The sequence below is a fragment of the Acidovorax sp. GW821-FHT09A11 genome, from assembly GCF_059418365.1.
Genome location: NZ_JBWKPS010000002.1, coordinates 699,631 through 712,831, shown reverse-complemented (window position 1 = coordinate 712,831; position 13,201 = coordinate 699,631). Strand labels below are relative to the sequence as shown.

The 13,201-nt window shown below is 66.5% G+C and carries 11 protein-coding genes; 2 read left to right on the top strand and 9 right to left on the bottom strand.

Annotation, left to right across the window (positions count from 1 at the left end; translation table 11 throughout):
* Positions 1 to 8: 8 nt before the first annotated feature.
* From AC07PV_RS07380 to AC07PV_RS07365, 4 genes are all read right to left on the bottom strand, one after another.
* Entirely contained in the window at positions 9 to 821 is an 813-nt protein-coding gene (locus AC07PV_RS07380; protein WP_369641895.1) for an ABC transporter ATP-binding protein, read from the bottom strand.
* A 105-nt stretch (positions 822 to 926) separates the two neighbouring features.
* Positions 927 to 1,895, bottom strand: a complete 969-nt coding sequence (gene ntrB / locus AC07PV_RS07375; protein WP_494629834.1) for a nitrate ABC transporter permease — start codon at positions 1,893 to 1,895, stop codon at positions 927 to 929.
* 36 nt (positions 1,896 to 1,931) lie between these two features.
* On the bottom strand, positions 1,932 to 3,176 hold the full coding sequence (locus AC07PV_RS07370; protein ID WP_218340636.1) for a CmpA/NrtA family ABC transporter substrate-binding protein: 1,245 nt from the start codon (positions 3,174 to 3,176) through the stop codon (positions 1,932 to 1,934).
* 585 nt (positions 3,177 to 3,761) lie between these two features.
* A complete protein-coding gene (locus AC07PV_RS07365; protein ID WP_218293883.1) occupies positions 3,762 to 4,388 on the bottom strand; it encodes an ANTAR domain-containing response regulator in 627 nt (208 codons plus the stop codon).
* 207 nt (positions 4,389 to 4,595) lie between these two features.
* On the opposite strand from AC07PV_RS07365, the gene AC07PV_RS07360 reads away from it, so the two are divergent.
* Both AC07PV_RS07360 and tsaD read left to right on the top strand, forming a co-directional pair.
* Positions 4,596 to 5,762, top strand: a complete 1,167-nt coding sequence (locus tag AC07PV_RS07360; RefSeq protein WP_218293884.1) for a branched-chain amino acid ABC transporter substrate-binding protein — start codon at positions 4,596 to 4,598, stop codon at positions 5,760 to 5,762.
* A gap of 100 nt (positions 5,763 to 5,862) precedes the next feature.
* Entirely contained in the window at positions 5,863 to 6,909 is a 1,047-nt protein-coding gene (tsaD, locus tag AC07PV_RS07355; protein WP_369641897.1) for a tRNA (adenosine(37)-N6)-threonylcarbamoyltransferase complex transferase subunit TsaD, read from the top strand.
* 33 nt (positions 6,910 to 6,942) lie between these two features.
* On the opposite strand, the gene AC07PV_RS07350 is transcribed toward tsaD, so the two are convergent.
* The 5 genes from AC07PV_RS07350 to AC07PV_RS07330 form a co-directional block, all read right to left on the bottom strand.
* A complete protein-coding gene (locus AC07PV_RS07350) occupies positions 6,943 to 8,655 on the bottom strand; it encodes an IPTL-CTERM sorting domain-containing protein (RefSeq protein ID WP_494629832.1) in 1,713 nt (570 codons plus the stop codon).
* A 551-nt stretch (positions 8,656 to 9,206) separates the two neighbouring features.
* Positions 9,207 to 10,658 carry an aldehyde dehydrogenase gene (locus tag AC07PV_RS07345; protein ID WP_494600467.1) on the bottom strand — a complete coding sequence of 484 codons (1,452 nt, stop codon included), beginning with the start codon at positions 10,656 to 10,658 and terminating at the stop codon, positions 9,207 to 9,209.
* A 57-nt stretch (positions 10,659 to 10,715) separates the two neighbouring features.
* Positions 10,716 to 11,426, bottom strand: coding sequence for an ABC transporter ATP-binding protein (locus AC07PV_RS07340; protein WP_494600468.1), 711 nt, complete (start codon positions 11,424 to 11,426; stop codon positions 10,716 to 10,718).
* Positions 11,423 to 12,187, bottom strand: a complete 765-nt coding sequence (locus AC07PV_RS07335; RefSeq protein ID WP_494629831.1) for an ABC transporter ATP-binding protein — start codon at positions 12,185 to 12,187, stop codon at positions 11,423 to 11,425. The genes AC07PV_RS07340 and AC07PV_RS07335 overlap by 4 nt, the downstream gene beginning before the upstream one ends.
* A complete protein-coding gene (locus AC07PV_RS07330) occupies positions 12,180 to 13,118 on the bottom strand; it encodes a branched-chain amino acid ABC transporter permease (RefSeq protein WP_494629829.1) in 939 nt (312 codons plus the stop codon). Before AC07PV_RS07330 ends, AC07PV_RS07335 begins: the two co-directional genes overlap by 8 nt.
* Positions 13,119 to 13,201: the final 83 nt, after the last annotated feature.

The window sequence follows — 13,201 nt, the reverse complement described above, 5'->3', positions numbered from 1 at the left end:
TCTGGCAGTCAGGCCGCCTTCTCCACATGCGCCTGCCGCGTGTACAGGAAGTCGATCACCGCCTTGCGGCACTGCACGTAGCGCGGGTCCTCGGCCAGCTCCACGCGGCGGCGGGGGCGGGGCAGGTCGACGGCCAGCACCTCGCCAATGGTGGCGGCGGGGCCGTTGGTCATCATCACGATCTTGTCGGACAGCAGCACGGCCTCGTCCACGTCGTGGGTGACCATGACCACGGTGCTCTGCGTGCGCGCCACGATCTCCAGCAGCTCGTCCTGCAGCTTGGCGCGGGTCAGGGCATCGAGCGCGCCGAAGGGCTCGTCCATCAACAGCACCTGGGGTTCCATGCTCAGCGCACGGGCGATGCCCACGCGCTGCTTCATGCCGCCCGAGATCTCGCCGGGGCGCTTTTGCCCGGCGTGCGTGAGGCCCACCAGCGCCAGCGCCGCATCGGTGCGGGCCCTGAGCTGGGCCTTCGTTTCCTTGCCGCCAAACACGCGTTCCACGGCGAGGTAGATGTTGTCAAAGCAGGTGAGCCAGGGCAGCAGCGAGTGGTTCTGGAACACCACGGCGCGCTCCGGCCCCGGGCCCCTGATCTCCTTGTTGGCGCACAGCAGTGCGCCGTTGGTGGGCGTGGTCAGCCCCGCGATCAGGTTCAGCAGCGTGGACTTGCCGCAGCCCGAGTGGCCGATCAGCGCGACGAACTCGCCCTTGGCGATCGTGAGGTTGATGTCGCGCAGCGCCGGGAACAGGCCCTTGGCGGTCTTGAAGGTCTGCTCCACGCCATGGACTTCGATGAACTTGGTGGTGAGAGAGGTGTGCATGAGGAACTCCGGGTTGTTTCGAGGACCGCCGCGGCACCGGCTTGGCCGGGCCACTGGGGGGGCACCTGAGGGGATGACGCGCCGCAGGCGCGGCTCAGGGGTGGGTCAGGTTTTGACCTCTTCGAAGGTGAACGCAGTGGCCAGCTTGATGAGCGCGAACTCCAGCACCAGCCCGACGATGCCGATCACGAAGATCGCGATGATGATGTTCTTGACGTTGAGGTTGTTCCACTCGTCCCACACCCAGAACCCGATGCCCACGCCGCCAGTCAGCATCTCGGCCGCCACGATCACGAGCCACGCGGTGCCCACGGCCAGGCGCACGCCGGTCAGCATGTAGGGCAGCACGGCGGGGAAGAGGATCTTGGTGGCGATCTTCCACTCCGACAGGTTGAGCACGCGGGCCACGTTCATGTAGTCCTGCGGCACACGCTGCACGCCCACGGCGGTGTTGATGATCATGGGCCAGATGGAGCAGATGAAGATCGTCCAGATGGCGGCCGGGTTGGCACCCTTGAACACCAGGAGGCCGATCGGTAGCCAGGCCAATGGAGACACCGGGCGCAGCAGGCTGATGAGCGGGTTGAACATGCGCGACAGGAAGTTGAAGCGCCCGATCACGAAGCCCGCCGGAATGCCCACCAGCGCCGCCATGCCAAAGCCCACGGCCACGCGTTCGAGCGACATCAGCACGTTCCAGCCCACGCCCTGGTCGTTGGGACCGTTGCGGTAGAACGGGTTGCTGAAGATTTCCAGCGCCTGCTTCCAGGTTTCCACCGGGCCGGGAATGCTGTTGCCCGTGGTGGCTGACACCACGGCCCACAGACCCACCAGCAAGCCCAGGCCACACAGCGGCGGCAGCACCGCCATCCAGAAGCCGCGCGACAGCGCCGCCCAGTCGCGACCGGCGGGGGCTGCAGGTGCCGTGGGCGCAGGGCTTGCCACCATTGCCGTTTTTGACTGCTTTTGGCTTCTGGCGCTTGCGGGCGAAGCGCTGCTAGCTACATTATTCATAGCGTTCTGTGCAACCACGGGGGCTGCATCCAGCGGGGAGTGAAAGACGGCACTGACCATGGTGTTCTCCTGTGCAGGGTGGACGGGGCAGGGCGCTTACGCCTTGATCTTGAAGCTGTCGGCGTACTTGGCGGGGTCCTTGCCGTCCCACACCACGCCGTCCATGAACTTGCTCGTACGCATTTCGCTCTTGGGCAGCGGCGTCTTGGAAGCGGCGGCCGCCTGCTTGTAGACGTCGATGCGGTTCACGGCCTTGGCCACGTTCAGGTAGTCGGGGTGGTCCTTGACCAGGCCCCAGCGCTTGTGCTGCGTGAGGAACCACATGCCGTCCGTGAGGTAGGGGAAGTTCACCGTGCCCTCGTTGAAGAACTTCATGTGGTTGGGGTCGTCCCAGGTCTTGCCCATGCCGTCCTGGTAGCGGCCCAGGATGCGCTGGTTGATGGCATCGACGCCCGTGTTCACGTAGGCCTTGCCGGCAATGGTCTCGGCCATCTTGTTCTTGTTGGCCAGGCCTTCGTCGATCCACTTGCTGGCCTCCAGGATGGCGGCCGTCACGGCACGGGCCGTGTTGGGGTACTTCTGCACGAATTCGGACGTGGTGCCCAGCACCTTCTCGGGGTGGTCCTTCCAGATGTCCTGCGTGGTCGTGGCCGTCACGCCGATGCCGTCCATGATGGCGCGGTGGTTCCAGGGCTCGCCCACGCAGAAGCCGTCCATGTTGCCCACGCGCATGTTGGCCACCATCTGTGGCGGGGGCACGGTGATGACCTTGGCATCCTTCATCGGGTTGATGCCGTTGGCCGCCAGCCAGTAGTACAGCCACATGGCGTGCGTGCCGGTGGGGAAGGTCTGTGCGAAGGTGTACTCGCGCTTCTCGCTGGCCATCAGCTTGGCCAGGCCCGCGCCATTGACGGCGCCCTTGTCGGCGAGCTTCTTGGACAGCGTGATGGCCTGCCCGTTGTGGTTCAGGTTCATCAGCACGGCCATGTCCTTCTTGGGCCCGGCCAGGCCCAGGTGCACGCCGTAGACCAGGCCGTACAGCACGTGGGCGAAGTCGAGTTCGCCGTTGACCAGCTTGTCGCGCACACCGGCCCAGGAGGCTTCCTTGGTGGGGATGATGGTCACGCCGTACTTCTTGTCGATGCCGAGCACCGAGGCCATCACCACGCTGGCGCAGTCGGTCAGCGGGATGAAGCCGATCTTGACTTCCTTCTTCTCCGGCGCGTCCGAGCCCTGGGCGTGCACCAGCGCACGCAGCGCGGGGCTGACGCCGACGGCGCCCACGGTGGCGGCCTGCAGCACGGTGCGGCGGTTGAGGCTGGTTTTGAGCAGATCGGTCATGGGGCACTTCCTCATAGCGTTGAAAACAAAAAAGGCGTCCTCCCGAGCAGCCTGCATACATGCAGCACCGGTCGGTGAGGGACGCCTCTGTCCATGGCGATACCCGATGAAGGGCTCGCCCAGCACCGGCCCGCCTTTGGGCCCGTGCTGTGTGGGGGTGAGACCGCCATTGGTCTCGCAGGGGTTAATGCAAGTGGCGTGCCAGGCCTTGCCGCACGGGCTCCGCATCAGTTCGGCGCATGGTTTGCTATTGAATTAATAGCTGCTTGCGCAAATGGATCAAGCGCTGGGGGCCTTTTTGACCTGCAAACGCGCGGAGGTGGTGCGCGCGGTGAATGCCGCACTGCCTTTGTGCGGCGCACCATCCGGGAGAAGCCGGTGGACCTGGGCGTGGCCCAGGCCGGGGATGCCGGGCAAGGACCGCTCCACAGCGAGGGGATCGTCCCCTTTCCCGAGCCGGGCAGCGATTCGAGAGGAGGGGCCAGGGGCCGAGGCTCCAAGACTGCCCGCGCAGTCTGGACGTCCCCAGGAGCGGGCGGCCTCTGGCGGCTGCACCGATGCGCGCAGCGCCTCAGGAGGACCTGCTTACCCGAGCAGGTCCATCACGTCGAGCATGCGCTGGGCCACATCCACGAGCTTGAGGCCCTTGTCCATGGCGGTCTTGCGCAGTTTCTCGTACGCGGCCTGCTCGGTCAGGCCCTGGCGCTGCATGAGCAGGCCCTTGGCGCGGTCGATGGTCTTGCGGTCCTTGAGCTCGGTCTTGGCATCGGCGAGCTCGGCGCGCAGCGCCTGCTCGTGCTGGAAGCGCGCCATCGCCACGTCCAGGATGGGGCGGATGCGCTGGGGCGCGAGGCCGGCCACGATGTAGGCCGACACGCCCGCGGCCACCGCGTCCTTGACGTGCGAGGTGTCCTCGTCGTTGGTGAACATCACGATGGGGCGGCGTTCGTCGCGCGTGGCCACCACCACGTGTTCCAGCGCGTCGCGGGCCTCGCTCTCGGCGTCCACGATGATCAGGTCGGGCTGCAGCTGGGCGATCCGCTCGCTCAGGAACACATCCGCGGGCAGCGTGGCGATCAGGTTGAAATTGTTCTCCAGCAGCCCGATGCGCAGCGCCCGCGAACGCTCCGCCTGCAGCACGGCGTGTTCGTCGTCGGGGTCGGCAATGGCCAGGTCCGGGGCCACCACCACGATGCGCAGAGACTCGTTCATACCCCGGAGCATAAGCAATTTTTACGCCACAAATTGGTGCGCCGAAGCGGTGCGCCCCGGGCAGGCGCCCGGTTCCGGCAAGGGCCTTGCCTTGCAGGGTCTGAAACTTGCTAATAGTTTGCCGATTGGCAGGGCATACCCGATAGCGCCTTTCCTCCGTCGTCGCATATACATCTGGTCACATTGACATATTGATGAGGATTCCGCATGAACAAGCATATTGACCGGCGCCGTTTCGCCGCCGGGCTGGCCTTGACCACCGCCGCGTCCATGGCGCTGCTGCTCCTGTCCGGGTGCGGCAAGGTGCCCGACACCATCAAGATCGGCGTGGCGCAGCCCTTGAGCGGCCCCCTGGGCGCCCTCGGGCAGGACTTGCTCAATGGCGTGAACCTGGCCGTGGCCGAACTGAACAAGGGCGGCTACACCGTGGACGGCAAGCGGGTGACGCTGGAGGTGGTGGCGGTGGACGACAAGGCCGACGCGGCCACCGGCAAGACGGTGGCCCAACAGCTGGTGGATGCCGGCGTGGTGGCCGTCATCGGGCACCTGAATTCGGGCGTGAGCATCGAGACCGCGCCCATCTACGCGGCCAAGGACATCGCGCAGATCGCCATCTCCACCAACCCCAAGTTCACGCAGCTGGGTTTTTCCACCACCTTCCGCATGGTGGGCAACGACACGCTGCAGGCGCGCGCCATCGGCTCGTTTGCCGCCACCCAGCTGGGCGCCGCGCGCTATGCCGCGCTGGACGATGGCACGCCCTACGGCAAGGGCCTGGCCGACGGGGCCGCCGCGCAGCTCAAGGCCGAGAAGAAAGAGGTGGTGGTGCGCAAGTCCTTCGACGACAAGACCACGGCATTCGACGAACTGGCCGGCGAACTCAAGGCCGCGAAGGTGGAGGTGATCGTCTCCACCCTCAATGACTTCCAGGCGCTGGCGCTGCTGGAAGCACTGCGCAAGGTGGGGCACACCAAGGTGAGCCTGCTGGGCGGCGACACCATCAAGACCACCGACATGACCAAGGGGGCCGGCATCGTCGAGGGCGTCTATGCCACCTCGCCCGTGCTGGAAGCCAAGGAGTTTTCCACGGGCAAGCCCTTCCTGGAAAAGTACATCGATGCCTACAAGAAGCCGCCCGCGTACGGCGGGCACTACAGCTACGACAGCATGTACGTGCTGTCGGCTGCCATCCAGAAGGCCAAGTCCGCGGACCCCAAGGACATCACCAAGGCCATGCACGGCATCAACGGCTACGCGCCCGTGATCGGCACGATGACCTGGGATGACAAGGGCGAGCAGCGCTACGGCGCGGTGGGCGTGTACGAACTGCGCAGCGGCAGCTGGGAGCTGCGCATGCGCTCGGACCGCTGGTAGGCGCGGCCTGTGACCCTGGGGATGCACGACCCCTGCCGGCCACCGCCGGCAGGGGTTTTTGCATCAGGCCCCCCGCGAGCCCGGGTTTTACACTCGGGGCATGAGTCTGTTGATCCTCGGAATTGAATCCTCGTGCGACGAGACCGGCGTGGCGCTGGTGCGCTCCACGGGCGATGCCGTTCCCACCCTGCTGTCCCACGCCCTGCACAGCCAGATCGAGATGCACCAGGCCTATGGTGGCGTGGTGCCCGAGCTGGCCAGCCGCGACCACATCCGCCGCGTGCTGCCGCTGGCCACGCAAGTGTTGACCGAGTCCGGCCAGACGCTGGCGGATGTGGACGTGGTCGCTTACACGCGCGGCCCGGGCCTGGCGGGTGCCCTGCTGGTGGGGGCTGGCGTGGCCTGCGCGCTGGGCGCGGCGCTGGACAAGCCGGTGCTGGGCGTGCACCACCTGGAGGGGCACCTGCTCTCGCCCTTCCTGAGCGCGGACCCGCCCGAGTTCCCCTTCGTGGCCCTGCTGGTCTCCGGCGGCCACACCCAGCTCATGCGGGTGGACGGCGTGGGCCGCTACGAGATACTGGGCGAGACCATCGACGACGCGGCGGGCGAGGCCTTCGACAAGTCGGCCAAGCTCATGGGCCTGGGCTACCCGGGAGGGCCGGCGCTGTCACGCCTGGCCGAGCAGGGCGATCCGGCGGCCTTCAAGCTGCCGCGCCCGCTGCTGCACAGCGGCAATCTCGACTTCTCCTTTGCCGGGCTCAAGACCGCCGTGCTGACCCAGGCCAAAAAACTGGGCGACGGGCTCGAAGCGCGCAAGGCCGACCTGGCGGCCAGCACCGAGGCCGCCATCGTCGAGGTGCTGGTGAAAAAGACGCTGGCGGCGCTCAAGCAGACCGGCCTCAAGCGCGTGGTGGTGGCCGGTGGTGTGGGCGCCAACCGGCATCTGCGGGCGCAGCTCAATGCTGCCTGCGCGGCGGCCAGGGTGCGGGTGCACTACCCCGAATTGCACCTGTGCACCGACAACGGGGCCATGATCGCCATGGCGGCGGCAATGCGGCTGCAGGCGGGGCAACAGGAGGCGAACACCGACTATGCGTTTGATGTGAAGCCGCGGTGGCCGCTGGATTCCATCGTGCCAGTCGGCTGAAATGGGCCGGTCATTCCAGCCCCGTCGACAAAACTATCCTGCAGAACCGCGCTGTTGCCTGCGCAGTCCCATCCAACCCAGGATGGCAGCCAGTGCAGCCAGTGCCCACGGGTTGTTGACCGGGATGCTGGTGGGGTCAGAGCCCAGTGCCGGAGCCAGCGGATCGCGGATACGCCCTGCGGCAATGTCTGAATCACCTATGCCGTTGTCAGTGATGCTGTACGTCACTGTGCGGCGGTCCGGGCTGAGCACTGCCTCGGTCCATAAGAACCAGGTGGAGGTCTGTGCTCCTGCCGTAGCCGGTCCGAACTTCCAGAACTGCACGCCTTCAGGCAACGGAGTCGGGTACGTGATGGAGATGGTGACGCTGCCGGTGCAGCCGGTGGCGAGGAACTCGAACGCGCCATGAGGCAAGGTGCGGTTGGCGGGGGCCGTAGAAGGCACCGTGAATGCGGAGCTGGAATCCAGCGTACAGCTTGCGCCTCCGCCAGCGAGGGTGACTGAGCCGGTGCCTGACATGCCAGGTACCGTGCCGGTCACCGTCGAAAGTGTTGGTGTGACCACATTGCTGATGCCTGCGGCGGAAGGCCCCTTGTTGTTGGTAGCCACGACGCGGAAGCTGTACGCCGATCCGTTGGTGAGGCCAGAGACCGTGCAGCCGAGCGCACCCGAGGTCGTACACGTTTTGCTGCTGTCTTGCACCGCTGTGACCGTGTAGCCGGAGATGGCGCTGCCGCCATCGTGGGATGGTACTTGCCAGTTCACGGTCGCTTGCCCGTTGCCAGCCGTGACGCTGACGTTCTGGGGCGCACCAGGCACATTGGCCTCGACCTGGATGGAGTAGGACTGCGAACCCGAACAGCCGCTGGCGTCCGCGACTGTCACTGTGAAGTTGAAGGTTCCAGTGGCCGTTGGCGTGCCGGAGATGGTGCCACTACCACCCAGCGTCAACCCGGGGGGCAAAGCGCCAGCAGTCACCGCATAGCTTGGCGCTCCCAGTGCACCCGTCTGTGAAAGGGGGGTGCTATAGGCCTGACCCCAGACTGCCGGGGCCAGCGCGCCCCCCGGTGTCATCGTGAATGCCGGGCACACATAGGGTGTGTACACCGTGTTGTCGATACCGATGTAGTCGGAATTCGTTCCGAGAGCACCGGCCGAGGTGACGAAATAGCGAAACGCCATGCGTCCAGAGGTGGGGGCTGGAAGTCCCGAGATAGTGATGGTGTATTGCGTCCACGTCTGGGGATAGCCGCCGGCCACCAGCGTTGGGTTGACGCTCAGCAGCAGCGCCGTGAAGTCCCCCACGGCGGTGGCGCCTGATCCCACATTTGTGCTTGCGCCATTGGTGCTCAGCCGGACTTCCAGCCGATCGGGATAGTCGGTCCCCGTGGGTTTTCTTGTGAAGAAGGTCAGCACATCCCCATTGCGCAGCGTCCGGTTTGGCATCGCGAGCCAGTTGCTGATGGTGCCGGTGCTGCCGGTGTTGTTGTAGTTGGCGCCAATGTATGCATTGGCTGCGCCGCTATACGCGTTGAAGGGGCCGGGGGTTGGCGTCGCTGTGGTTGCTGTCCCCTGGAACCAGCTGGTTGAGCCGGCCGGGGTGCTGTTGTTCTGCATGAACCATCCATTGCCCGTGAGCAACGTGATGTTGTCAAAATCTTCTGTGAATGCCTGGGCCCAGGCCTGGCTGGAAAAACCAACCACAAAGAGAATCATTGTGGCAATACGAAAACAAATCCTGCTCATGTCTGGCTGTCCGCTGTAGTGATTGACAACGCTGATGCGTGTCCGCTCCCGTGGGAGGCACATTTGCGGCGGTTCGTTTGTCGCGCCATTCATGCTGGACAGCACATTGCGCGAATCTAGTGTGCTGTCACCGCTCAAGCCACATGTTCACGAAATCGGATTTTCACACTCGGTACCGCACTGCAAGTCCTCGATACCGCTGCGGTGGTCACTGAGGGGGGCGCCTGCTTTTTTGAGAATGAAGCCATCGACTTCGTTGCATGCAGCTATTTCCGGGCCGGCGCACTAGCCGATGAATGCTGAAACAATCGCTAACAACCTTATGGGGTGGGCTACCAGCTGTCAAGAAAAAAAGCGCAGGCATCGGCGATGCCCGCGGGGTTGTGCGACGGGCGCTGATTTCTGTGCACCTTTCCCAGAAACCTTTGAATACGCCTCTCAAGCTCGGACGCAGGGGGGTGAATGGCGGCTTGACCGACATTGACCAGGCGCGCGGCATTCAGGTGGACGCTCATGCCCGTCCACCGTACATGGGAGCCGTTTCAACGCCCTCAAAATGGATAGTGCCTCGGGGTTGTCTGCACCGTGATCCAGCGCAGCTCCGTGAACTCCCGCACCCCCGCCATCCCCCCAAACCGCCCGTACCCCGAACTCTTCACCCCACCGAACGGCATCTGCCCCTCGTCATGCACCGTCGGCCCGTTGATGTGACAGATCCCCGACTCGATGCGCGCCGCGACGTTCCACGCCTTGGCCACATCGCGGCTGAACACGGCGGATGACAGGCCGAACTCGTTGTCGTTGGCGCAGGCAATGGCTTCTTCCACGCCATTCACGCGCACCACGGGCTTGACGGGGCCGAACGACTCCTCGCGGTAGATGTCCATCTCGGCCGTCACGTGGTCGAGCACGGTGGCCTGCATCAGCGTGCTGTCGCTCTTGCCGCCGCACACCAGCGTGGCGCCCTTGGCCAGCGCGTCGTCGATGAGCGCGTTGCAGCGGTGCACCGTGGCCATGTCCACCACCGAGCCGAGCACCACCGGGCCCTTGCGCGGGTCGCCCAGGGGCAGGGCCTTGGCGCGCTCGCCGAGCTTGGCCACGAACTCGTCGGCCACGGCGTTGTCCACGACGATGCGTTCGGTGGACATGCAGATCTGGCCCGAGTTGGCGAACGAGCCGAACACGGTGCCGGCCACGGCGGCATCGACGTCCGCATCGTCCAGCACCAGCAAGGGTGCCTTGCCACCCAGCTCCAGCACCACGGGCTTGAGGTACTTGGCACACGTCTGCGCGATGATGCGGCCGACCTTGGTCGAGCCCGTGAAGTTCACGCGGCGCACGGCCGGGTGGGCCACGATGGCCTCGACCACGGCACCGGCGTCTGCGGGTGCATTGGTCACGAAGTTCACCACGCCTGGCGGCAGGCCGGCCTCCTGAAGCGCCTCGATGATCAGGCCGTGCGTGGCCGGGCTCAGCTCCGAGCCCTTCAAGATGACCGTGTTGCCGCAGGCCAGCGGCGTGGCAATGGCGCGCACCCCCAGGATGATGGGCGCGTTCCACGGCGCGATGCCCAGCACCACGCCCGCGGCCTGGCGCACGCCCATGGCCAGGCTGCCGGGCACGTCCGACGGAATCACCTCGCCTGCGATCTGCGTGGTGAGGGCCGCGGCCTCCTGCAGCAGTCCCGCCGCCAGGTGCACGTTGAAGCCGGCCCACAGGCCCGATGCGCCGGTCTCTGCGGCCATGGCGGCAGCAAAGGCGTCGCCCTTGGCTTCGAGTGCGTGCGCCGCCTTGAGCAGCAGCGCGCGGCGCGCATTGGGGCCCAGGGCCGACCAGGCCGGGAAGGCCTTGGCGGCTGCGTCTGCTGCGGCCTTGGCATCGGCCACGGTGGCGGCGGGCGCGGTGGTGGCCACGGAGCCGTCGAGCGGGTTGCGGCGCTCGAAGGTAGCGCCGCTGGCGGCCTGCACGCGCTCGCCGTTGATCAGCATGGAAATGGCAGTCATTGAATGTCTCCTGGATGAATAGGAAGGAAAAGTCGATGGGGATGGGGTGCGGGACGTTCAGGCAACGCCCAGGTAGGCCTGGCGCACGGCGTCGGACTGCAGCAGCGTGGCGGCATCGCCCGAGGCCACGATGCGCCCGCGCTCCAGCACATAGCCGCGCTGGGCCACCTGCAGCGCCTTGCGCACGTTCTGCTCCACCATGAGCACGGTGACGCCCTGAGCCGCGATGCGCTGCACGATGGCCAGCAGCTCGTCCACCATGCGTGGGGCCAGGCCCAGCGAGGGCTCGTCCAGCATCAACAGGCGCGGGCCGCTCATCATGGCGCGGGCCACGGCCACCATCTGCTGCTCGCCGCCGCTCATGGTGCCGGCCAGTTGCTGGGCACGCTCCTTGAGGCGCGGAAAGTCCTCGAAGGCCTGGGCCAGGCGCTCGGCGCGCGTGCGCGAGGGCACCAACCAACCGCCGAGCTCCAGGTTCTCGGTCACCGTCATCTGTGGAAACAGCTGGCGGCCCTCGGCCACCAGGGCCAGGCCGCGTTGCACGCAGGCGGTCGCATTGAGGGCCGGCACGGCCTGGCCGTCGAGCTGCACCGTGCCCTGGCGCGGCAGCAGGCCGGCCAGCGCCTTGAGCAACGTGGTCTTGCCGGCGCCGTTGGGGCCGACGATCACCGTGATGCCGGGCTGGGCCTCAAGCGACAGGTCCTGCAGCACCTGAAAGCCGTTGTAGCCCGTGACCAGCCCTTGTACCGTGAGGTGTGCGCCGCTCATGCCGTGGCTCCTTCGGGTGTTGCCTGTGTGCCCATCTCATCGCCCAGGTAGGCCTCGATCACCTCCGGGTTGCGCACCACCACTGCGGGCGTGCCATCGGCGATCTTGCGGCCCTGGTGCAGCACCAGCACGCGCTCCACGTACTTGAGCAGCGTGGTCACCGCATGCTCGATCCACACCACCGTGAGGCCCCAGTCATCGCGCAGGCGGCGGATGCGTTGGGCCATGGCGTCCACCTCGGCCTCGGTCAGGCCGGCGGCCACCTCGTCGAGCAGCAAGAGGCGCGGGCGCGTGCCCAGGGCCATGCCGATCTCCAGCAGGCGCTGCTGCGAAGGCGTCACATCGGCCGCGGGCCGCTCGGCCAGGGCCGACAGGCCCAGCATGGCCAGGATCTCGTCCTCGCTGCGCAGGCCCACGGGCCCCTGGCGGTGGCGGCCCGCGAACTGCATGCCAAAGCGCACGTTGTCGCGCACCGTCATGTCCGGGAACACGCGCGGCGTCTGGAAGGTGCGCGCGATGCCGTGGGCCGCATAGTGGTGCGGGCCCTTGCCGGTCAGGTTGTCGGCACCGCAGTGCAGCGTGCCCGAGGTCGGTGGCTGCACGCCCGAGATGGCGTTGAAGAACGTGGTCTTGCCCGCGCCGTTGGGGCCGATGATGCCGATCAGCTCGCCTGCGTGCAGGCTGGCGCTCACGCCGTCCACGGCGGTCAGCCCGCCAAAGCGCACGGTCACGCTGTCGATGGTCAGCAGGGCTTCAGACATGGCTGGCCTCTGTTGCAGGCGTGGCCGCCCGCTTGCGCTGCCACAGCGTGGCCAGCCCGTTGGGCAGGTACATCACGCACAGGATGAGCAGCAGGCCCAGCACCATCATGTAGCCATAGGGCAGCTGCAGGCGCAGCGTCTCGGCCAGCAGGCTGAAGACGATGGCCGCGAGCACCGGCCCGCCGATGCTGGCCGCCCCGCCGATCAGCGCGATCAGCACCGTCTGGAAGCCGATGAAGGGGCTGAACACGGCGGCCGGTTCGATGTAGGTCCAGCGCACCGCCATGGCCGCGCCCACGGCGCCTGCAAACGCGGCCGTGATGCCGAAGCCCGCGATCTTGGCCAGGCGCGTGTCCACGCCCAGGGTCTGCGCACGCTGCTCGTCGGCACCGATGCCCGAGAGCGCCAGGCCGAAGCGGCTGCGCTGGATGGCGATGGCCGTGGCAATGGCCGCCGCCGCGATCAGCAGCACCGTGAGGTACACCGTCTCGTTGCTGGGCACCACCGTGAGCACACGGCCCACGGTGCCCGAGACCTGCTTTTCGACAAAGGTCACCGCGTGGCGGATCAGCTCCGTCATGCCGAAGGTCAGCACCGCGAAGTAGGTGCCGCGCAGGTGCAGCACCGCCGCGCCCATGACCACGGCCACCACGGCGGCGATCAGCGCGCCGGCCACGATCACCAGCGGCCAGGGCAGGCTGCCGAGCAACGTGGCGCTGGCATAGGCCCCGATGCCGAAGAAGGCCGATGTGGCCAGCGACAGGTAGCGCGTGGCGCCGCAGAACAGCGACCAGCTGGTGGCCAGTGCGATGTACATCAGGCAACTGAGCAGCACTGAGGCCACGAACTCGGACACCAGCCAGGGCAGGGTGCCGACCACGGCCGTGCCCGCGGCGAGCGCGAGCCAGGGCCTTGAGGATGAATTTTTCATGGAGTTGTTGGTCGTGCTTTGTTTCGCCATGGGCGAAGGGATACGGCGCGATCGAAGCCAGTGCCACCGTGGAACTGGCTTTG